The organism is Stenotrophomonas sp. As-7 (assembly GCF_030291015.1).
GTDB lineage: Bacteria > Pseudomonadota > Gammaproteobacteria > Xanthomonadales > Xanthomonadaceae > Stenotrophomonas > Stenotrophomonas lactitubi.
In genome coordinates this window covers 705,586-725,425 of sequence record NZ_CP127405.1, presented here as the reverse complement: position 1 = coordinate 725,425, position 19,840 = coordinate 705,586, and the positions used below count along the sequence as shown (strand labels likewise).

The window sequence follows — 19,840 nt, the reverse complement described above, 5'->3', positions numbered from 1 at the left end:
GGCTGGCGGGGGCCTGGAGGCGTGCCGACCAACGGTCGGCACCCACCAGAGGGCAGACGGTGGGTGCCGACCGTTGGTCGGCACGCCAAGGGGGTTACGGGGTGACCGTCTCCACCACTTCCAGGCCGTACCCGGCCAGGCCGATCTGGCGGCGCGGAGTGCCCAGCACGCGCAGCTTGCCCAGGCCCAGGTCGGACAGGATCTGCGCACCGGCACCGTTGCGGCGCCACTGGCTCACGTCCTTGTCCTTGCCCGGCACCACCGGCGCCGGCTGCTGGCGCAGGCGGGCCAGCAGGCCTTCGCCGTCGCGCGGGGCCTGCAGCACCACCATCACGCCGGCGCCTTCGGCATCGATGGCACGCAGCGCATCGGTCGCGGCCACGCCGAAGTCGTCGCGACGCCAGTGCAGCAGGTCGGCCAGCGGGTTTTCCACCTGCACGCGCACCAGGGTCGGGGTGTCGGCATCCGGGGTGCCACGCACCAGGGCGAAATGCAGGTCGTGGGCGATGCGGTCGCGGTAGGTGACCAGCTTGAACGGACCGAATTCGGTCTCGATCTCGCGCTCATCGACGCGCTCGACGGTCTTTTCGGTGGCCAGGCGGTAGGCGATCAGATCGGCGATCGAGCCCATCTTCAGGCCGTGCTCGCGGGCGAACACTTCCAGCTCCGGGCGGCGCGCCATGCTGCCGTCGGGGTTGAGGATCTCCACCAGCACGCCGGCCGGTTCCAGCCCGGCCAGCATCGCCAGGTCCACGCCGGCTTCGGTGTGGCCGGCGCGGGTCAGCACGCCACCGGGCTGGGCGATCAGCGGGAAGATGTGGCCCGGCTGGTGCAGGTCGGCCGGCCTGGCGTTGGGCTTCACCGCGGTGCGGATGGTGTGGGCGCGGTCATGCGCCGAGATGCCGGTGGTGACACCTTCGGCGGCCTCGATGCTGACGGTGAAGTTGGTCTGGAACTGCGCGGTATTGGCCTGCACCATCGGCGCCAGACCGAGGTCGGCGGCGCGGGTGCGGGTCAGCGGCAGGCACACCAGGCCACGGCCGTGGGTGACCATGAAGTTGATGTCGCTGGCCTTGACCAGCTCGGCCGCCATGATCAGGTCGCCTTCGTTCTCGCGGTCTTCGTCATCGACGATGACGACCATGCGGCCGAGGCGGATGTCTTCCAGGATGTCGGGAATCGGGGCGAAGTTCATGCGGCATCTCCGTGCGGGTGCTGACCGTTGGTCGGCACACTGATCAGGCGTTCCACATAACGAGCGACCAGATCGATTTCAAGATTGACCGCGCTGCCCACGCCGGTGGCGGAGAACGCGGTGTTGGCCACGGTGTGCGGGATCAGCGCCACTTCAAAGCCTTCGTCGTCCACTTCGTTGACGGTGAGGCTGACGCCGTCCACGCAGATCGAGCCCTTCTTGGCGATGTAGCGGCGCAGCGCGGCCGGCGCGGCGAAACGCCAACGCTGGGCACGGGCATCTTCGTGGATGGACAGCACCTGGCCGAGGCCATCAACGTGGCCGCTGACCAGATGGCCGCCAAGGCGGTCGGTCGGGCGCATGGCACGTTCGAGGTTGATGACGGCGCCTTCGGCCAGCTGGCCCAGCGTGGTCAGGCCCAGGGTCTCGGTGGACGCATCGGCCTGGAAGCTGCTGGCGTCGAACGCGATGACGGTGAGGCAGACGCCGTTGATGGCGATGCTCTCGCCCATCTGCACGTTGTCGAACGGCAGGTTGCCGACGTTGAAGGTGAAGCGGACATCGCCGCCGATGGATTCGCGAGCGGCCAGACGGCCGACGCCTTCGATGATTCCAGTAAACAAGTAACGTTCTCCGCGAAAAGTGAGCGAAAAACGCCGCAAGGCAAACAGGCGGGCGCAGGGCCGCAAAGGCCCTGTGGCACCGTCTTCTTTCATCCGGACTATGACCGTCGGCTCCGGCATTGGACCGGATCTGCTGACCCCCGACGGTAAGGCCGGGGCGCTCGCGGGCTCGTGCTTGCGCACCTACCGCCGGTGGGGAATTGCACCCCGCCCTGAAGACGTTTGTGTACCGGCGAACCGGCCCGCCCAGTGTAACAGCCCGGGCTGAACGGGGTCGGATGACCCGGGGCGTGCCCTGGCCTGTGACGGCCGTCGCTCGCATTTCGTAAAACTTTCATTAAAATCGGCGCTCGGACGACATGAGGTCGCCACGGACTGCCGCACAGGTGGACCGCCAATGGACTGAAATTCACAGGAATTCCCATGCGCAAGATCCTGATCGTGGCCGCCCTGCTGGCCGCCGCCCCGTTCTCGGCCTCGGCCGACGCCCTGAGCTACACCTACGTTGAAGGCGGCTGGACCCAGGTCAAGACCGACGACGAAGCATTCAACGACCCGAAGGTCGATGGTGGCTATGTGCGCGGTTCGATCGCGCTGGCCGAGCAGGTGCACGTGTTCGGCGGCTGGAACTACGGAAGCAAGTCGTACGACTACGACTACGGCTCGATGAAGCTGAAGTTGAACCAGCCGGAGCTGGGCGTCGGTTACCACATGCCCTTCAGTGATCGCGTCGATTACACCGCTGACATTGCCTGGGTCCGCCAGCAGGCGGAAGTGACCGTCAAGGACGTGGACTACGGCCGCTTCACCATCAAGGACCACACCAACCTGGTGCGTGCCACCATGGGCCTGCGTGGCAAGCCTTCGCGCATGACCGAAGCCTGGATCAAGGCCGGTTACATGGACGGCGGCAACGAGTTCAAGGGCACCTGGGTCGGCACCGTCGGCGGCCAGATCAACTTCACCCGCACCTGGGGTCTGGTCGGCGAGATCTCCGGCTACCGCGACGTCACCCAGTACTCGGCCGGCGTGCGCGCCAGCTTCTGATTGCCCGATCCTCGTCGTGTGATCGAACGGGCCCCGCAAGGGGCCCGTTTTTTGTTGGCCGCCGCGCGCAATATGCTTGGCTGTCGCGCACCATCGAATGCCATGGCAAGTGCGCTAGGCTTGCCGCCCTCTGGAACAGGAACACCGTCATGAAGACCCCGATCCGCGGCCTGCTGGCCACTGCACTGCTGTGCGCCCCGTTGTTCGCTTCGGCCGCACCGGCGCAGCTGACGCCGGAACAGACCTTCGACCTCTATGCACGCGCATTGCTGGAAGACGATGCCGCTGCCGCGCGCACGCTCAACGACGCACTGAAGCCGGCCTTCGATGGCCAGGACTCGGTAACGCCGGTGCCGGGCATGATGGCCCTGGCCCTGGCCGAACCGTGGCAGACGGTGCTGGCCGTGGCCGGCGTAAAGGGCGATCCCGCAGCGGCCGAAGCGATGTACGCCAAGGCGCTGAAGGCCTCGCAGTGCCGTGCCACGCGCAGCACGGTGGAAGACAACGAGTACGTGGACGACCAGAAGATCGCCAGGGTCGATTTCAGCTGCCAGTTGGCCGACCTGGGCAATGTGCATCCGCTGTTCACCGCCAGCCTGACCAGTGATGAGCAGGCTACCCGTGCGCGCTTCACCGAGGCCTATACCAAGGCCCTGCAGAGTGGCCCGCGCAAGGCCGTGACCGGCACCCTCACCCTGTACACCGCCAAGGACAAGGGCTACTGGTACAGCAGCAACTTCGACGATCTGGTGGGCCCGGTGCTGGGCGCGCTGGCGCCGTTCGAAGAATGGCTCCAGGACGTTGAAGCGGCCAAGGCACCGAAGGTGACCGGCGTGCCGGCGTGCGATCTGCTGTTGCAGCAACACCGCAGCTGCGTGGCGAAGATCGCGCCGGACCAGATCAGCGGTGTTGATGCGATGGCCGAAGAGCTGAAGGCGAAGACGCAGGTGATGTCGGCCGAGGAGATGACGCAGGAGTGCAAGTCGCTGCGGCCGATGGCCGAGATGATGTGGACTGATGAGTGCGCGTGAGGTGGTTCTGCTGAAACAGCTGGGGCTGGCTGCGCTGCTGGCCCCTGGTACTGCACTGGCGTCGGCACCTGCGCTGACGCCCGTGCAGGTATTCGACCTGTATGCACAGGTGATGGTGCACGGCGATGCAGCGGCACAGGCAACGCTGGCCCGCTATCTCGATACCGACAACGGGGCTGCCTTCGCCGCGGCATTGGCGGGCGCAAGCCATCTGGACGAGGCGCCCGAACTGGCTGATTGGCCGAAGGCCGCGGCGGCGCTACGCAAGCGGCAAGCCTCGGTGCATTGCGCCACCGACAGCGTGCGCCATGCGCAGACCGACAGCGCCGACGTCGACTATCGCTGCCACCTGCCCGACCTGTCGGCACTGCTGCCCGTGTATCGACAGCATCCCGTGCCGTTCAATGGACCGCACCCGCCGCAGATGGCCAGGGAGCTGGCGACGGCATATACGCAGATGATCGCCGTGGCACCGGACCGGGAAAGGATCATCACGGTGTCGTTCCACCGCGACCCTGACGGTGGTGCCTGGCGCGTGCAGAACCCAACGCCGCTGATGAGCGGACTGGCGGATGCGTTCCTGCCGTTCTTCGAGTGGAACGAGCACCTGCCGAACTGAAAAAGGGACGGAGGGGATTGAGTCGTTTGTGGCATAAACGACTTAATCCCCTCCGTCCCTTTTTCAGGGGCGCAGCAGCAACCGCAGATCCTCACCCACCTGGCGCTGATCGACCACGCGCAGGCGGCGCTGCTGGTCCATCGTGTCGATGCCAAGACCTGCCAGCAGCGGGCGGCCGCTGTCGCCGAGCAAGGTCGGTGCCTGGTACAGCAGCAGTTCGTCCACCCAGCCGCCGCGCAGCAGTGCACCGGCCAGCGTCGCGCCAGCTTCGGTATGCACTTCGTTGATGCCGCGTTCGGCGAGGAGTGCCAGTACCGCGCCCAGATCAAGGCGGCCGTGGCGGACAGCGACGCTGGCGAATGCCGCGTCGGCTGCGTCGGGCGGGCTGATCATCGCATCGTGCAGGTACAGCGTCGGTGCTCCACCTTCGCGCACGCGGCTGCATTCCAGCGAACGCAGGCGCGAATCCAGCACCACGCGCAGTGGTGGCATCACCTCGGTGCCAGCCAAGCGCACGGTCAGCATCGGGTCGTCGGCGATCACGGTGTCGGCACCGGTCAGGATCGCACCGGCACGAGCGCGCCAGTGCTGCACATCCTCGCGCGCGGCGGGGCCGGTGATCCACTTCGAGCTGCCGTCGGCCATCGCGGTACGGCCATCCAGGCTGGCGGCGAGCTTCACCCGCAGCCACGGACGACCGCGCTCCACGCGCGACAGGAAGCCCTTGTTGAGTTCGCGCGCCTGCGCCGCCATCAAGCCCTCGGCGACCTCGATGCCGGCTTCGCGCAGCAGGTCGAAACCGCCGCCATCGACCTTCGGGAACGGGTCGCGCATCGCCGCAACAACGCGCGACACGCCGGCGTCGATCAGCGCCAATGCGCACGGCGGCGTGCGTCCGTAATGCGCGCAGGGTTCCAGGGTGACGTAGGCGGTGGCACCACGCGCTTCGCTGCCGGCCTCGCGCAGGGCGAACACTTCGGCATGCGGGCCACCGGCTCGCTGGTGCCAGCCCTGCCCGACCACGCGCTCGCCATGGGCGATCACGCAGCCGACCATCGGGTTGGGGCGGGCGGTATAGGCGGCACGCTCGGCCAGACGCAGTGCGTTGGCCATGTGCAGGTGGTCGAGGACGGAGAACGATGTGCTCATGCCGCCATGGTAGCGCCGTTGGTATGGATCCACGCCATGCGTGGATGGCGGCACGACGCCAACCAAGGTTGGCAGAGTCCAGTAGATCCACGCCATGCGTGGGTGGCGGCACAGCGCCAACCAAGGTTGGCATCTACCAGGGCAACGGGCGTCAGCCCTTCTTCTTCTTGGTCAGGGCGATCACATCGCCCAGCAGCTGCAATTGTTCGGTGCTCGACGGCAGGTCGCGTTCGAGCTTCTCGATCTCCTCGCGGAAATCGGCCACGTCCTCGAAGCTGCGGTAGACCGAGGCGAAACGCACATAACCAACATGGTCGAGCTTGCGCAGTTCATTCATGACGAACTCGCCGACCTTGATCGAGGGCACTTCGCGTTCGCCGCTGATACGCAGCTGATGCACCACCGCGCGTACCGCCGCTTCGATCTTCTCTTCCGGCACCGCGCGCTTCTGCAGCGCTCGGTCAAAGCCGGCGCGGACCTTGCGGGCATCGAAGGCTTCGCGGGTGCCATCGCTCTTGACGATGGCCGGCAGCTTCAGTTCGACGGTTTCCAGGGTACTGAAGCGTTCGTTGCACGCCTCGCACTCACGCCGACGACGAATCGTCGCGCCGTCTTCGGAGACGCGCGAGTCGATGACCCGTGTATCGGCATGCTGGCAGAAGGGGCAATGCATTGAACGCCTGGCTCAGGGAAATACCTGCTGCCACGGTCGTGGCAGCGTCGCAACGGTACCTGAGAAGGGGTTTTGCAGCAAATGCAGGCGGCGATCAGCCTTGTCCGGCAAGGCCCGGAGCGCGACGCAGCCACACCATATGCGCAGCCGGTACCAGCAACGGCACGCCCAGTACCAGATACCCCAGCACCTGCCAGGGGCTGCCGGCACTCAAGCTGAAAAGCACCACGCCGACCACGGCCAACGCCGCGATGGCGCCGAGCACCAGCCCGATCCATGGCAGCGCCGGTGAGCGCCGCAGGCCTTCGCGCCCCTGCCGCAGATAACGGATGCTGAGCCACAGCCATGCCAGCAACCCGGCAACACCCGCACTCGCCCACAGGAACAGCACGGCACCTTCGTCGCCGCGCATCAGTCCATGACGGATCAGGAAGGTGTAGATGCCGAACCCGGCGACGCCACCACCGGCCACCAGCGCAGGCAACCCCAGCAGCAGGCATTGGGCGATATACAGGCGTTTGTGCAGACGCTCATCCATGCGTTCTTTCTCTCTTCCGGCGCGCGATCTCACGCCTGCCTTTTCAGCCACACCAGCATGCCCGCCGGCACCAGCATCGACGGCCCCAACAGCAGCAGATTGAAGCCTTCGGCATGGACCGCGATGCCCCACCACAGCGCCAGCCCAAGCGGCGGCATGGCGGCGAGACCACCGACCAGCAGCATGCGCCACCAGGCCGGCCGCACACGCAGACCGGCACGTCCCTGCATCAGGTAACCTGCGCTGAGCCACAGCCAGGCCAGGCAGCCGGCAATTCCGGACAGGCCCCACAGCGGCATCAGCGTCACCGATGCCAGAGTGCCGTGACCAAACTGGCCCAGCCCCATCAACAGCAGCATCGTCGCTGCGGCCCCGCCGCCCACCAGGCTGGGCAGGCCGAAGAGTACAGCCAAGGCCGCATAGAGATACTTGAGGCGGCGCTCATCCATGCGCGGTACTCCGGTGCCCAGGGTCAGAGCCCTTCCCGCAGGGAAGGGATCCGACCCCAGTGCCCGATCAACCGTAGACCGGGTACTTGCGGCACTGCGCGCTGACGGCATCGCGCACGCGGGCGATCACGGCTTCATCGGCCGGCGCGTCGAGCACGTCGGCGATCCAGTTGGCCAGGTCCACGCAATCCTGTTCCACGTAACCACGAGTGGTCACCGCCGGGGTGCCCAGGCGCAGGCCCGAGGTCACGAACGGCGAACGCGGGTCGTTCGGCACCGAGTTCTTGTTGACGGTGATATGGGCCTTGCCCAGCGCGGCTTCCGCGTCCTTGCCGGACACGTCCTTGCCGATCATGTCGACCAGCATCAGATGGTTCTGGGTGCCGCCGGAGACGATCTTGTAGCCGCGCGCGATCAGCGTGTTGGCCATCGCCTGGGCGTTCTTCACCACCTGCTGCTGGTAGGCCTTGAAGCCCGGCTCCAGCGCTTCCTTGAAGGCCACCGCCTTGCCGGCGATGACGTGCATCAGCGGACCGCCCTGGATGCCCGGGAACACGATCGACTGCAGCTTCTTGACCAGGTCTTCGTCGGCGCCCTTGGCGACGATGATGCCGCCGCGCGGGCCGCGCAGGGTCTTGTGGGTGGTCGAGGTGACCACGTGGGCGTGTTCCAGCGGGCTCGGGTAGACGCCAGCAGCAACCAGGCCGGCGACGTGCGCCATGTCGACGAACAGGTAGGCACCGACCTTGTCGGCGATGGCGCGGAAGCGCGCCCAGTCGATCACCTGCGAGTACGCCGAGAAGCCGGCCACGACCATCTTCGGCTTGTGCTCCAGGGCCAGGCGCTCGACTTCGTCGTAATCGATCAGGCCCTGGTCGTTGACGCCGTACTGCACGGCGTTGAACAGCTTGCCCGAGGCGTTCACCTTGGCGCCGTGGGTGAGGTGGCCGCCGTGGGCCAGGCTCATGCCGAGGATGGTGTCGCCCGGCTGCAGCAGCGCGAAGTACACGGCCTGGTTGGCCTGCGAACCGCTGTGCGGCTGCACGTTGGCATAGTCCGCGTCGAACAGCTGCTTGAGGCGGTCGATCGCCAGCTGCTCGGCGATGTCCACGTATTCGCAGCCACCGTAGTAGCGCTTGCCCGGGTAGCCTTCGGCGTACTTGTTGGTCAGCTGGCTGCCCTGGGCTTCCATCACCGCCGGGCTGGTGTAGTTCTCGCTGGCGATCAGCTCGACGTGGTCTTCCTGGCGCTGGGTCTCAGCGGCGATGGCCTTGGCCAGTTCGGGATCGTAGGTTTCGATGCGGACGTCACGCGGGAACATCGGGTACTCCAGCAGGCGGGGAAAGGGGTACGACTCAGCCCTAGATTGTAGCCCCGCCCCGGCCTGCTGGGGCCGAAACGACCGGGGCCGGATTCGACGAACGAATCCGGCCCCGTATGGTTCCGCATGGCGTTGTGGGGTCAGAGCCCTTTCCTGCGGAAAGGGATCCGACCCCGGCGCTGCATCAACGGTTGTTGATGATGTAGTCGGCGATGATGCCGGTTGCCACGGCGACCAGCAGCATGTTGCCGCGGTCATCGCGGATCCAGTGGTGGCCGTACGGCGGGCGGCGCAGCTGGTAGCGCGGGTAGTCGTTCACTACGTAGATCGGGCCACGGTAGTAGTCGCGGTAGCGGTGGCCGCGCTGCCAGCCATAGCCATAGCCGGGCCGGTAGCCCGGGCTGTAGACCACGCGCGGCGGCGGCGGTGCCGGACGGTAGTAGCCATGGTCGTAGCGGCGGTCGTGACGGTAATCGCGGCGTGCCTCGCGGCGGTCGCGCTCCCAGTCGCGGCGGTCGTGGCGCCATTCCCGGCGATCCTCGCGCCATTCACGGCGGTCGTGGTCGCGGCCACGGTGGTCGTTGTCGGCGAAGGCCGGGGCGATGGCGCCCAGCGCCAGTACAGAGGCCACGGCGCCGGCCATGAGTCGATGGATGTGCATGGGAGACCTCTGCTGGGTGGGTGGTGAGCCCATATTGCGCATTCGATCTGAACGGTTTCCGGCTGGAAACGCTTCCCGCCGCGGGACTGTGACGGCCCATTCAGTCCTCGGCCAGCCCCGGGCGCTGCGGCCAGCGCGGGTGGTAAGCGGTTCCGGCTATAATTGGCGGTATTCCATTCAGTCTGTGCCCGCTGCCGCAACGGGAAGTTCCCCGTGACGGACCGGGCGCAGGGTCGCGCCTACGGAGACCTCATGTCCTCGCAATACATCTACACCATGAACCGCGTGTCCAAGGTGGTCCCGCCCAAGCGGCAGATCATCAAGGACATCTCGCTGTCCTTCTTCCCGGGCGCGAAGATCGGCCTGCTGGGCCTGAACGGCGCCGGCAAGTCCACCGTGCTGAAGATCATGGCCGGCGTGGACACCGATTTCGAGGGCGAAGCCCGTCCGCAGGCCGGCATCAAGGTCGGCTACCTGGCGCAGGAACCGGAGCTGGACCCGACCAAGACCGTGCGTGAAGCGGTTGAAGAAGGCGTTGGCGAAGTGCTGCAGGCGCAGGCTGCGCTGGACGCTGTCTACGCGGCCTATGCCGAAGAAGGCGCCGATTTCGACGCGCTGGCCAAGGAACAGGAACGCCTGGAAGCGATCCTCGCTGCCGGCGACGCGCACACCCTGGAAAACCAGCTGGACGTGGCCGCCGACGCGCTGCGCCTGCCGCCGTGGGATGCCATCGTCGGCAAGCTGTCCGGTGGTGAAAAGCGCCGCGTGGCGCTGTGCCGCCTGCTGCTGCAGAAGCCGGACATGCTGCTGCTCGACGAACCGACCAACCACCTCGACGCCGAGTCGGTGGAATGGCTGGAACAGTTCCTGGCGCGCTACACCGGCACCGTGGTGGCGGTCACCCATGATCGCTACTTCCTGGACAACGCCGCCGAGTGGATCCTGGAACTGGACCGTGGCCGCGGCATTCCGTGGAAGGGCAACTACACCGACTGGCTGACCCAGAAGGATGAGCGCCTGAAGCAGGAAGACAACCAGGAAAAGGCTCGCCAGAAGGCCATCCAGAAGGAACTGGAGTGGTCGCGCCAGAACGCCAAGGGCGGCCGCACCAAGGGCAAGGCCCGTCTGGCCCGCCTGGAAGAGCTGCAGTCGGTCGATTACCAGAAGCGCAACGAGACCAATGAAATCTTCATCCCGCCGGGCGAGCGCCTGGGCCAGGCGGTGATGGAATTCAAGAACGTCTCCAAGAAGTTCGGCGACCGCCTGCTGTTCGACAACCTGAACTTCCTGGTGCCCTCGGGCGCCATCGTCGGCATCATCGGCCCCAACGGTGCCGGTAAGTCGACCTTGTTCAAGATGATCACCGGCCAGGAAAAGCCGGATACCGGCGAGATCGTGGTCGGCCCGACCGTGCAGCTGTCCTATGTCGACCAGAGCCGTGACGCGCTGGAAGGCAACCACAGCGTGTTCCAGGAAATCGCGGGCGGCCTGGACATCCTCAACATCAATGGCATCGAGATCCAGTCGCGCGCCTACATCGGCCGCTTCAACTTCAAGGGCCAGGACCAGCAGAAGATGGTCGGTTCGCTGTCCGGTGGTGAGCGTGGCCGCCTGCACATGGCCAAGACCCTGCTGCAGGGTGGCAACGTGCTGCTGCTCGATGAACCGTCCAACGATCTGGACATCGAAACCCTGCGTGCGCTGGAAGATGCGCTGCTGGAGTTCCCGGGCAACACCTTCGTCATTTCGCATGACCGCTGGTTCCTGGATCGCATCGCGACCCACATCCTGGCGTTCGAAGGCGACTCGCACGTGGAGTTCTTCCAGGGCAACTACCGCGAGTACGAAGAAGACAAGCGCCGCCGCATGGGCGACGACGCTGCGCCGAAGCGCCTGCGCTTCAAGGCGCTGAAGTAAGGCAACCGGAAAGGCCGCGCTCGCGCGGCCTTTCTCATTTAGGTAGGTCACCACCGTTGGTGGTGAAGGAAGGCGTACCGACCAACGGTCGGCACCCACGTTCTGCATTCGGGTAGGTCACGACCGTGGGTCGTGACACCTTATTGTCGTGAGAACCCCCATGTCCCTGTTCGAACGCCTGTTCCAGCTGCAACAGCACGGCACTACCGTGCGCACCGAACTGCTGGCCGGTGTCACCACGTTCCTGACGATGTCCTACATCGTCTTCGTCAATCCCGAGATTCTCGGCACCACCGGCATGGATGCGGGTGCGGTGTTCGTGGCCACCTGCCTGGCCGCAGCGCTGGGCTCGGTGGTGATGGCACTGGCGGCCAACTTCCCGGTGGGCATGGCGCCGGGCATGGGCTTGAATGCGTTCTTCGCCTTCACCGTGGTCGGTGCTGCCGGCCTGCCCTGGCAGCAGGCGCTGGCGGCGGTGTTCATTTCCGGCCTGGTGTTCCTGGTGCTGTCGCTGACCGGCGTGCGCGCGTGGCTGGTGTCGGGCATTCCGGCGTCATTGCGGTCGGCGATCGTGGCCGGCATCGGCCTGTTCCTGGCGATCATCGCGCTGCAGAAATCCGGCGTGATCATCGGCAACGAGGACACGCTGGTCGCACTGGGCCCGCTCAATACCGCGCCGCCGTTGCTGGCACTGGGCGGCTTCCTGCTGATCGCGATCCTGGAAGCGCGGCGTGTGCGCGGCGCGATCCTGATCGGCATCCTGGCGGTGACCGCGGCCGGCTGGGCGTTGGGCGATCTGCAGTACCACGGGTTGGTGTCGTTGCCGCCGAGCCTGGCACCGACCTTCCTGCAGCTGGACCTGCCCGGCCTGCTGCACCACAACGGCGGCGCGCCGATGGCGGTACTGCTGCAGGTGGTGCTGGTGTTCGTGCTGGTGGAAGTGTTCGATGCCACCGGCACGTTGTATGGCGTGGTCGGCCGTGCCGGCCTGCTGAAACTGCCGGGCGCACAGAAGCGATTCGGGCGCGCGCTGCTGGCCGACAGCACGGCGATTGTCGCCGGCTCGCTGCTGGGCACCAGCAGCACCACCGCCTTCGCCGAAAGCGCCTCTGGCGTGCAGGTGGGTGGCCGTACCGGTTTGACCGCGCTGGTGGTGGCCGCGCTGTTCCTGGCCGCACTGCTGTTCTCGCCACTGGCGGCGATGGTGCCCGGCTATGCCACCGCGCCGGCGCTGCTGTTCGTGGCCGGGCTGATGCTGCGTGAACTGGTGGAAGTGGACTGGAGCGACCTGACCGAGTCGGTGCCGGCGGCACTGTGCGCGCTGGCGATGCCGTTCACCTATTCCATCGCCAACGGCCTGGCCTTCGGCTTCATTGCCTATGCCGCGCTGAAAGCGGGCACCGGCCGCTGGCGCGAGGTGCATCCGGCGGTGTGGCTGGTGGCGGTGCTGTTCGTGCTGCGTTACGCGCTGGAGTAAGCCGGTGGCTGTTGCCGGCCGCTGGCCGGCAACCTCACATGCCTCGGGAATCCTGCAGTTGCCGGCCAGCGACCGGCACTACCCGATGCCGCGTGGCCTTCACTCGTACTGGATGGTGAAGGTTGCCTGCCCGTTTGCAATACCGGCACCCACGGTACCGGCCTGGGTCTGCACGTAGCGGGCGCGCAGCGGCAGGCTCAACGTAGAGCTGCCAATAGTGGTCGTGCCGAGGTTGATGGTCTGGCCGAAACGCACTTCGCGCTCGCTGCTGCCATCGCGCTGCACCATCTGGATGCCGATGCGCGTAGCGCTGTTGGCAGCGGCGCTGAGCTTGAGCACGCCCGGCATGTTCGAACCATCCTGGTCGGCATCCAGGCGGATGCCGACCTTGCTCTGGAACTGTGCAAGGTTGCTGCCCTGGCAGTTCAGGCGGATGTCGAAATCACGGTTGACGGCCTTGGAGCCGACGCCGGTGAAGCTGGTGTTGGGCACGCTGCCGAAATCCACCGGAATGTTGCGGCTGCCGGCCTGTACTTCGCAGGTCGGGCTGACCACGGTGGTGCCCGAGCCCTTGAAGGTCGACGTCAGCACCGGGCGCCCGGCACCATCACCGTCGAAGTAGTACGTGGTGAAGCGGCCGTTCGGTGCGATGGTGCCTGAGCCGGTCTGTGCCGCCGTCTTGATCAGCTGGATGCGGAACTGACCGCCCACCAGCGAGATGGTGGCGTTGCCGGCAAAATTGATGGAGTGCGGGTAGTACGTCTGGATGGCACCGGAGTCGCGGAACAGACGGATGCCCACGCCCGCGACATCGGTTTCATAGACATTGGAAAAGCCCGCAACCGGCCGGCGCTGCGCTGCATTGACGTACTCGCCGACGGAACGACCACCTGACCAGTCACAGCGGGCAACGCTGTTCTGCTGATTGATCGCCACGCTGATTTCCTTGATCACACCGCCTACGGCGGTGCTTGGCAGGATCACGATCTGCCCCATGTCCATCGTCACGTCCTGAGCGGTAAACCAGCTGGACTGGATACGACAGGAGGCGCTGGCCTGTTGGGCCAGCAGCACGCCGCCAAGCACGGCAAGGGTGGCCAGCGCCTTGCGGCCACGGAAGAGAATCATCGGCATGCTGCCTCCAGCGGGATGAAGCCGGTCTTGGACGCATCGGCGCCCGCCGGTACCTGGTAATCAACCGTGCAGCGCTGGTCAGCACCGGAGCCCCATTCAACCTGCAGGCTGCCCTGGTTCTTCTCGCTGCGCACGTACAGGCGGCCGCCCTGGCTGACCATGCCCACCGGCTGGCCAGTTTCGTCCTTGACCTGCGCGCCGAACGGCAGCGTGCGACCGTCGGCGTTGCGCACCTGGATCAGCAGCGCATTGCCCTTGCGGGTATCGAAGCGCAGGTAGCTGATGGCACCGGCGAACGGAGCGATCGACTGGCTGCTGCTTTCCAGCTCGACATCGTGAGCCATGCCCTGCGGGTCCAGGGTCACGGTGTTGAGGCGATACGGCGACACGTAGGGGACCACGGCGTAACCGCGACCATCGATGCGCAGGCCCGGCGCGTTGCTGACCATGGCATCACGTGCACCCGGTGCCTCGACCAGCACCATGGTTTCACCGCGCTGCGGGGTCAGGGTCACACCACCACTGTGCATGACCAGGCTGCCGTTGGCACCGAACGATGCCTGGCGGAAGTCACGCGAATGGCCGTAGGTCGCGTTCAAAGCGGTGTAGCGGCTGCGGTACTCGGCATTGCCGACGGCGGTGGTGCCACCGTCGCGGGTATCGGACAGGGCCACGCCGTAGCTGAAGTTGTTGTCCACGCCTGCGGCGCCGGTGATGCCTACACGACTGCTGTCGTAGCCACCGCGTTCGCGCACACCGACATCGGCACTGAGCGAGACCGGGCGGGTTCCGCGGCCCAGCGGCACGCTCATCGACAACAGGTACTGGGTATCGGAACGGCCCAGCGCACCTTCTTCGGTACGCAGTGCGGAGAAACCGAAGTTCACCGAGCGCCAGGCGTTGTTGTAGCCCACCTGGTACTGCTTGGCAGTACCGGGGCGATCATAGAAGTCACGCACCGAGCCGGTCACGTACAGCGCGCCCCAGCGACGGCCGAGCGGCTGGTTCAGGGTCAGCTGGAACTGGCTGCGCTGGCGGCCGCGGGTGCTCGGATCGACGCCACGATCATCGGCGTCGCGTGCGTACAGCGCATCCTGCAGGCTGTAGAAGCCTTCAGTGGAATAGCGGTAAGCGGCCAGGGTCAGGTTGGTGCCGGTCTCGCCGATCATGTTGCTGTAGCTCAGGCGCACGCTGGCGCCGGTGCTGTTGCCGTAGTGATCGAACGAGGTGCGGGCATGGGTGACATCGGCGGCGAAGGCACCCAGCGGCGTGGACACGCCGATACCGTACAGCAGCGACAGATAGCCATCGCTCAACGCGCTGCCACCGTACAGGGTCAGCTGGTTGCCGATGCCGCGCTGATAGGTGCCCTGCATCAGCCACGGCTCATCGCGCAGCTGCTTGTTGCGGACCTGGCCGGCAGTAATCGCATAGCGCGACACACCGGCGCGCAGCATCTGCGGCACCGAACCGAACGGAACCTTGAACTCGCGGCGACGGCCATCGGCTTCGACCACGCTCACTTCCAGGTCGCCGCCGTAACCGGTCGGGTACAGGTCGTCGATCACGAAGTTGCCCGGCGACACCGAGGCCGAATAGATCAGCTGCTGGTTCTGGCGGACTTCGACGCGCGCGTTGGTCTCGGCGATGCCACGCACGATCGGCGCGTAACCGCGCAGCGAATCGGGCAGCATGCGATCGTCGCTGGCCAGGCTGGCACCGCGGTAGCCGATCGAATCGAACAGCTCGCCGCTGGTGTAGGCCTCACCCAGGGTGAGCATGCCGCGCACCTGCGGAATACCGCGCTGCGCATAGGTGGCGATGCTCTGCCAATGACGGCCGTCGCCTTCGTTCCAGGTCAGGTTGGAATCGTGGCGGAACTGCCAGCCGCCCAGGTTCAGGCCTGCGTTGAGTCCCAGGTAGGCGCTGCGGTTGCGGTTGCCACCGTCGGTGCGGCTGTCACTGTCGATCGCGTTGAAGCTGTAGCCAACGAAACCGGCATTGATGCCGCGGTCCCACAGTGCGGGATTGACGTAGCCTCGGGCTTCGCGGCGCATGAACGCCTGCGGGATGCTGAGGTCGTAGCGCAGGTTGCCGCTGTCATAGGCGCCGTAGGCGTTGGCCATGCGCTGCTGCACCGGCGCACAGGTGCTCTTGTCCAGCGCTGCGGACGGATCCTGCTGGAGCAGAACCGCTTCGCTGTCCACGCCCAGTTCTTCCAGCGTCGCCACATCCAGGCAGGCATCGACACGGCCCTGCGCATCGGCCTTGAACTGCAGATCGCGGCGGCCCTGCCATGCGCCGTTGACGTAGACGTCGACGCGGTAGTTGCCGGCAACCATCGGGTTGCCATTGGAGAAAGCTGCCAGGTCGACCTGCTTGGCCTGGCCAGACAGGAAGCTGGAATTGAACTGCGCCTGTTCCGGCGCACGCGCCGTTGCCGCACCGCTTTGCGCCATCAGCGCTTGTTCGCCGAGATTGGCCGGTGCAGCCAGTGCCCATCCTGGGCAGGCGACGCCAGCAGCCAACAGGCAAAGCGCCTGATGGATCGACAATGTCAATCTGTTTCCGATCACACTGACATTCCTTCAATTCGCCGCACGGCGGCAGTTGCGGGATGCGCAGGCCAATGGCCCACGCGGCGCTTTCAGCCCCCGGTAGCGGACAGGCGGATCGTGTGTTCGACCCGGCCGCCGTAGTCGTTGATGGTGATGAAGCGGACCTGCTCGATGCCGGCCGGAGCCGCGAAATCGAGGCTCTGCTTCGGTGCAACCATCTTTCCCTGCTCTTCGACCGGTCGTTCGCCGCTGCCGGTCACGGCATGCACTTCAGCCAGGGTCACGTGGAAGGGACTGGGGTTTTCCACCCGCAGGCGATCACCGCTGCGGGTCCAGCGCAGTGCTGCAGGCGCGTCGTTGGCAACGCCCTTCAGGCCCTGCGGCCGGTAAAAAAGTTTGAGGCGCGAACGAAACGCGACCTGCAGGTAGTTCTGTTCGCCACTGTCGGCGCTTTCCGGCGACGGCGGCACATCCAGCACGTTGAGCCAGAACACCGATTCGTGGTCGGTCGGCAGCTGCGCGCCAGAGAAGATCAGGCGCAGCGCCTGGCTGCGACCGGGCTCGACACGGCTGATCGGCGGCGTCAGCACGAACGGTGCATCACTGGTATCAGCGGTCTGGTTGGCGTCGCCACTGTCGACCCACGCCTGCACCAGCGCGGGCGAGTCGCCCACGTTGTCGACCTGCACGGTGACTTCGCGCGATTGCGCCGGGTAGATCACTCGCGTGCCATTGACCACCACGCCGGCCAGAGCGTTCTGGCAGAAGGGCAGCGTGAACGCTGCCAGCAGCAGCGCCCGGGGAAAGATTGCTTTCATCGGAATTACTACGCTCGAGATGTGTGGCCAGGGGCCGCGAAGCACTGGCCGGCGCGTACGCCGGCCAATGCGGGTACGGCTACGATCAGTTGTAGATGATCGTGTACTTGACGTTGCTGGTGACTTCACCGGCAGTCGCGGCGGCGGTCGCGTAGTACTCAGCGTAGTAGTTCAGGTTGGCGGTGCCATCGGCAGCAACGGTCACCCACTGCGAGTTGTCCTGGGCCTGGTTGGCGCCCGAGGCCTTGACCGGCAGGAACTGGTTGTTCGAGCCCAGCAACTGCAGCTGCACGTTGCCGGCAGCATTGGCCGCAGCCTGGTTGTTCAGGCGGCCGCTGTTGAAGTCAACGGTCGAACCCGGCTCGAAGTAGGTAGCGACGTTGCCGGCGCTGCACTTGGTCAGGTTGATCGCGAACGGGGTACGACCAGCGACGGCACCGGCGGCAGCCAGGGTGCTCTTGGACACGGTCGGCAGGTTGACAGAGAAGTCCTTGCCACCCGGGGTCGAGATGGTGCAGGTCTTGTCGGTGACCTTGCCGTTGAAGGTGATGGTGCCGTCGGCAGCATTGGCGGCCAGCGGAGCGGCAGCCAGCATCAGAACCGCGATGAATTTGATCTTGTGCATTGCTTGTACCTAACCCTACTGAAGAGATGGAAAGTAGAGGAGGAAGCAAGGAGCACTGCCGGGCATCGGACCCTTCCTTGCGTCTCACCTGTCGCCGGATTCGGACGTACCTCTCCCTGAATCCGTGACGCAAGTATATGCATAAATGTGACCTAGTTCTCATAATTTTTTATGAACACAACATCTTGACGCCAATAAATTGACGTGATAGCTCAAAAATGGAGGATGCCCGGGAAGCCAAGGCAGGCTTAGCGTGCGACGCAAATGGCACTCGATCGTCGACCGCGTTTGCAGGTAAAAACGGTGTTATTTGACGCGCATCACCCTTCTCAGGTGATGGCCCTAGCAGAACGAAACACTGCCTATCAATGACTGTTCGCGGTTGTCGCTAACTAGGACACACCGAACCAGAGAACGTGTCATGAAGAGCTCGATCCTGCTGTGCGTGGCCTTGATGTCCGTCAGCGCACTGGCCCAGGCCAGCAGCGGAAGCGTCCGCTTCAGCGGTCGCATCGTCGATCCCGGCTGCACGACGCGCCTGTCCCAGCAGGAGCTGAGCCTGGAAGCGTGCCCGCCGTCGGCCAAGGGCGCCAAGGTCGCGGTGACGGCGCTGGGCGAAGGTGAAACGGCAACGCTGCGCGAAGGCGGCCGCCATGGCCAGCAGCTGGCCGTGGCCGCACGCACGATGCGTGCCGGCGACCTGTCGTTCTCCGAGCGCTATCGCCTGGAAGCCTCCCAGCGCCAACCGCTGCGAGGCGCCTATCTGGTGGTGGTCGACTACCCCTGAACCGGGTCCGGCAGTTCGAACACCTGCCGCAGGTAGGACAGGTAACCCGGGTCATCGCACATGCTCTTGCCCGGTGAGTCACTGAGCTTGGCCACCGGCTGGCCATTGCAGCGGACCATCTTGATGACGATGTTGAGCGGGATCGGCCCCAGATCGTTGGTCAGATGGGTACCCACGCCGAACGCCACCTGGCAGCGGCCGCGGAAGTAGTCGTACAGGCGCATCACCTTGGTGATGTCGAGCCCATCGCTGAAGACCAGCACCTTGCTGCGCGCGTCGACGCGGCGCTGCTGGAAGTGGGCCAGCATGCGGTCGCCCCAGTCGAACGGGTCGCCGGAATCATGGCGCACGCCATCGAACAGCTTGCAGAAATACATGTCGAAGTCGCGCAGGAACGCATCCAGCCCGACCACGTCGGACAGCGCGATGCCGAGGTCGCCGCGGTACTCGCGCGCCCACGATTCCAGTGCCGCTACCTGCGAATCGCGCAGGCGCGGGCCCAGCGCCTGGAATGCCTGCAGGTATTCGTGGGCCATGGTGCCGTGCGGGGTCATGCCGTACAGGCGGGCGAAGTGCACGTTGCTGGTGCCGACCAGCTGTGGGCCCAGCGCGTCGCGCAGCAGCGGCAGCAGGCGCGCATGCCAGTCGCGCGAGTAGCGGCGGCGGCTGCCGTAGTCGGCGATGCGGCACTGTTCGAAACCGGGGGTATCGCGCAGCAGTGCGGCCTTGGCCTGCAGGCGGCGCTCGCCCTCGGCGAAATCGGCCGTGGTGGTGTTGCGGAACCAGACTTCGTTGATGATCGCCAGCAACGGCACTTCGAACAGGATGGTGTGCAGCCACGGACCGGTGATGTCCAGTTCGATCTCGCCGGGCACGGTCTTCGACGCACGCAGCTGGATGTACTTGCGGTCCAGGTGGAACAGGCCGAGGAAGTCGGCGAAATCCGGCTTCACGAAGCGCAGGCCACGCATGTAGTCCAGCTCTTCATTGCTGAAGCGCAGGCTGCACAGGTGGTCGATCTCCTCATCGATCTGGTCGATGTAGCGGGCCAGTTCGATACCGGGGGTGCGGCATTTGAAACGGTATTGAACCTGCGCGCCGGGGTGCTGGTGCAGCACCGCCTGCATCATGGTGAACTTGTACAGGTCGGTGTCGAGCAGGGACTGGATGATAGGCATGGCTGGAATTATGCGCCTGTAGGGGTGAACCGGGGTCCGC

Annotated in this window: 19 protein-coding genes and 1 riboswitch; of the genes, 6 read left to right on the top strand and 13 right to left on the bottom strand. The window is 65.7% G+C overall.

The genetic code is table 11. The features are described 5' to 3' along the window. Window positions 1-94 precede the first annotated feature (94 nt). Entirely contained in the window at window positions 95-1,195 is a 1,101-nt protein-coding gene (gene ribB, locus QP457_RS03285; protein WP_205406035.1) for a 3,4-dihydroxy-2-butanone-4-phosphate synthase, read from the bottom strand. Next, on the bottom strand, window positions 1,192-1,818 hold the full coding sequence (locus tag QP457_RS03280) for a riboflavin synthase (RefSeq protein ID WP_205406034.1): 627 nt from the start codon (window positions 1,816-1,818) through the stop codon (window positions 1,192-1,194). Before QP457_RS03280 ends, ribB begins: the two co-directional genes overlap by 4 nt. Before the next feature lie 77 nt (window positions 1,819-1,895). Beyond that, window positions 1,896-2,042, bottom strand: a riboswitch (FMN riboswitch). Window positions 2,043-2,241: 199 nt separating this feature from the next. Between QP457_RS03280 and QP457_RS03275 the strand changes: the two genes are divergently transcribed. The 3 genes from QP457_RS03275 to QP457_RS03265 all read left to right on the top strand — a co-directional run bounded on the left by QP457_RS03275 (window position 2,242) and on the right by QP457_RS03265 (window position 4,515). Then, the gene (locus QP457_RS03275) at window positions 2,242-2,865 is read left to right on the top strand and encodes an outer membrane beta-barrel protein (protein WP_100551543.1); all 624 of its coding nucleotides are present in this window, start codon (window positions 2,242-2,244) and stop codon (window positions 2,863-2,865) included. Between the two features lie 149 nt (window positions 2,866-3,014). Beyond that, window positions 3,015-3,896 (top strand): hypothetical protein, encoded by an 882-nt coding sequence (locus QP457_RS03270; protein ID WP_205406033.1) that lies wholly within the window; start codon window positions 3,015-3,017, stop codon window positions 3,894-3,896. Beyond that, window positions 3,883-4,515, top strand: coding sequence for a hypothetical protein (locus QP457_RS03265; protein WP_205406032.1), 633 nt, complete (start codon window positions 3,883-3,885; stop codon window positions 4,513-4,515). The genes QP457_RS03270 and QP457_RS03265 overlap by 14 nt, the downstream gene beginning before the upstream one ends. A 63-nt stretch (window positions 4,516-4,578) precedes the next feature. On the opposite strand, the gene ribD is transcribed toward QP457_RS03265, so the two are convergent. The 6 genes from ribD to QP457_RS03235 all read right to left on the bottom strand — a co-directional run bounded on the left by ribD (window position 4,579) and on the right by QP457_RS03235 (window position 9,306). Beyond that, window positions 4,579-5,664, bottom strand: a complete 1,086-nt coding sequence (gene ribD, locus QP457_RS03260; RefSeq protein WP_180166734.1) for a bifunctional diaminohydroxyphosphoribosylaminopyrimidine deaminase/5-amino-6-(5-phosphoribosylamino)uracil reductase RibD — start codon at window positions 5,662-5,664, stop codon at window positions 4,579-4,581. A 151-nt stretch (window positions 5,665-5,815) separates the two neighbouring features. Beyond that, window positions 5,816-6,337, bottom strand: coding sequence for a transcriptional regulator NrdR (gene nrdR, locus QP457_RS03255; RefSeq protein ID WP_025876654.1), 522 nt, complete (start codon window positions 6,335-6,337; stop codon window positions 5,816-5,818). A 94-nt stretch (window positions 6,338-6,431) separates the two neighbouring features. Beyond that, window positions 6,432-6,875, bottom strand: a complete 444-nt coding sequence (locus tag QP457_RS03250; protein WP_205406031.1) for a hypothetical protein — start codon at window positions 6,873-6,875, stop codon at window positions 6,432-6,434. A gap of 29 nt (window positions 6,876-6,904) precedes the next feature. Further along, window positions 6,905-7,324 carry a hypothetical protein gene (locus tag QP457_RS03245; RefSeq protein WP_205406030.1) on the bottom strand — a complete coding sequence of 140 codons (420 nt, stop codon included), beginning with the start codon at window positions 7,322-7,324 and terminating at the stop codon, window positions 6,905-6,907. A gap of 67 nt (window positions 7,325-7,391) precedes the next feature. Continuing rightward, window positions 7,392-8,645, bottom strand: coding sequence for a serine hydroxymethyltransferase (gene glyA, locus QP457_RS03240; RefSeq protein ID WP_099820330.1), 1,254 nt, complete (start codon window positions 8,643-8,645; stop codon window positions 7,392-7,394). Window positions 8,646-8,829: 184 nt separating this feature from the next. Continuing rightward, entirely contained in the window at window positions 8,830-9,306 is a 477-nt protein-coding gene (locus QP457_RS03235; RefSeq protein ID WP_105163431.1) for an RcnB family protein, read from the bottom strand. A gap of 252 nt (window positions 9,307-9,558) precedes the next feature. Between QP457_RS03235 and ettA the strand changes: the two genes are divergently transcribed. Together ettA and QP457_RS03225 are read left to right on the top strand one after the other, a co-directional pair. Then, window positions 9,559-11,223 carry an energy-dependent translational throttle protein EttA gene (ettA, locus tag QP457_RS03230; RefSeq protein WP_025876664.1) on the top strand — a complete coding sequence of 555 codons (1,665 nt, stop codon included), beginning with the start codon at window positions 9,559-9,561 and terminating at the stop codon, window positions 11,221-11,223. 160 nt (window positions 11,224-11,383) lie between these two features. Then, window positions 11,384-12,700 (top strand): NCS2 family permease, encoded by a 1,317-nt coding sequence (locus QP457_RS03225; RefSeq protein WP_180166731.1) that lies wholly within the window; start codon window positions 11,384-11,386, stop codon window positions 12,698-12,700. Between the two features lie 99 nt (window positions 12,701-12,799). Here QP457_RS03225 and QP457_RS03220 read toward each other — a convergent pair whose 3' ends face one another. The 4 genes from QP457_RS03220 to QP457_RS03205 all read right to left on the bottom strand — a co-directional run bounded on the left by QP457_RS03220 (window position 12,800) and on the right by QP457_RS03205 (window position 17,835). Further along, window positions 12,800-13,834, bottom strand: a complete 1,035-nt coding sequence (locus QP457_RS03220) for a fimbrial protein (protein ID WP_205406029.1) — start codon at window positions 13,832-13,834, stop codon at window positions 12,800-12,802. Next, on the bottom strand, window positions 13,825-16,389 hold the full coding sequence (locus tag QP457_RS03215; protein WP_205406100.1) for a fimbria/pilus outer membrane usher protein: 2,565 nt from the start codon (window positions 16,387-16,389) through the stop codon (window positions 13,825-13,827). The genes QP457_RS03220 and QP457_RS03215 overlap by 10 nt, the downstream gene beginning before the upstream one ends. Before the next feature lie 92 nt (window positions 16,390-16,481). Next, a complete protein-coding gene (locus QP457_RS03210) occupies window positions 16,482-17,210 on the bottom strand; it encodes a molecular chaperone (protein ID WP_089238705.1) in 729 nt (242 codons plus the stop codon). Window positions 17,211-17,295: 85 nt separating this feature from the next. Continuing rightward, a complete protein-coding gene (locus QP457_RS03205) occupies window positions 17,296-17,835 on the bottom strand; it encodes a fimbrial protein (protein WP_049469455.1) in 540 nt (179 codons plus the stop codon). A gap of 421 nt (window positions 17,836-18,256) precedes the next feature. On the opposite strand from QP457_RS03205, the gene QP457_RS03200 reads away from it, so the two are divergent. Next, on the top strand, window positions 18,257-18,622 hold the full coding sequence (locus QP457_RS03200) for a type 1 fimbrial protein (protein ID WP_089238703.1): 366 nt from the start codon (window positions 18,257-18,259) through the stop codon (window positions 18,620-18,622). On the opposite strand, the gene pncB is transcribed toward QP457_RS03200, so the two are convergent. Beyond that, window positions 18,613-19,800 (bottom strand): nicotinate phosphoribosyltransferase, encoded by a 1,188-nt coding sequence (gene pncB / locus QP457_RS03195; protein WP_205406028.1) that lies wholly within the window; start codon window positions 19,798-19,800, stop codon window positions 18,613-18,615. The genes QP457_RS03200 and pncB overlap by 10 nt on opposite strands. Between the last annotated feature and the right edge of the window lie 40 nt (window positions 19,801-19,840).

Excerpts from the sequence above, each read along its gene's own strand:
- ribB (WP_205406035.1), bottom strand. The coding sequence starts at position 1,195 with ATGAACTTCGCCCCGATTCCCGACATCCTGGAAGACATCCGCCTCGGC.
- QP457_RS03275 (WP_100551543.1), top strand. The coding sequence starts at position 2,242 with ATGCGCAAGATCCTGATCGTGGCCGCCCTGCTGGCCGCCGCCCCGTTC.
- QP457_RS03270 (WP_205406033.1), top strand. The coding sequence starts at position 3,015 with ATGAAGACCCCGATCCGCGGCCTGCTGGCCACTGCACTGCTGTGCGCC.
- QP457_RS03265 (WP_205406032.1), top strand. The coding sequence starts at position 3,883 with ATGAGTGCGCGTGAGGTGGTTCTGCTGAAACAGCTGGGGCTGGCTGCG.
- ribD (WP_180166734.1), bottom strand. The coding sequence starts at position 5,664 with ATGAGCACATCGTTCTCCGTCCTCGACCACCTGCACATGGCCAACGCA.
- nrdR (WP_025876654.1), bottom strand. The coding sequence starts at position 6,337 with ATGCATTGCCCCTTCTGCCAGCATGCCGATACACGGGTCATCGACTCG.
- QP457_RS03250 (WP_205406031.1), bottom strand. The coding sequence starts at position 6,875 with ATGGATGAGCGTCTGCACAAACGCCTGTATATCGCCCAATGCCTGCTG.
- QP457_RS03245 (WP_205406030.1), bottom strand. The coding sequence starts at position 7,324 with ATGGATGAGCGCCGCCTCAAGTATCTCTATGCGGCCTTGGCTGTACTC.
- glyA (WP_099820330.1), bottom strand. The coding sequence starts at position 8,645 with ATGTTCCCGCGTGACGTCCGCATCGAAACCTACGATCCCGAACTGGCC.
- QP457_RS03235 (WP_105163431.1), bottom strand. The coding sequence starts at position 9,306 with ATGCACATCCATCGACTCATGGCCGGCGCCGTGGCCTCTGTACTGGCG.
- ettA (WP_025876664.1), top strand. The coding sequence starts at position 9,559 with ATGTCCTCGCAATACATCTACACCATGAACCGCGTGTCCAAGGTGGTC.
- QP457_RS03225 (WP_180166731.1), top strand. The coding sequence starts at position 11,384 with ATGTCCCTGTTCGAACGCCTGTTCCAGCTGCAACAGCACGGCACTACC.
- QP457_RS03220 (WP_205406029.1), bottom strand. The coding sequence starts at position 13,834 with ATGCCGATGATTCTCTTCCGTGGCCGCAAGGCGCTGGCCACCCTTGCC.
- QP457_RS03210 (WP_089238705.1), bottom strand. The coding sequence starts at position 17,210 with ATGAAAGCAATCTTTCCCCGGGCGCTGCTGCTGGCAGCGTTCACGCTG.
- QP457_RS03205 (WP_049469455.1), bottom strand. The coding sequence starts at position 17,835 with ATGCACAAGATCAAATTCATCGCGGTTCTGATGCTGGCTGCCGCTCCG.
- QP457_RS03200 (WP_089238703.1), top strand. The coding sequence starts at position 18,257 with ATGAAGAGCTCGATCCTGCTGTGCGTGGCCTTGATGTCCGTCAGCGCA.
- pncB (WP_205406028.1), bottom strand. The coding sequence starts at position 19,800 with ATGCCTATCATCCAGTCCCTGCTCGACACCGACCTGTACAAGTTCACC.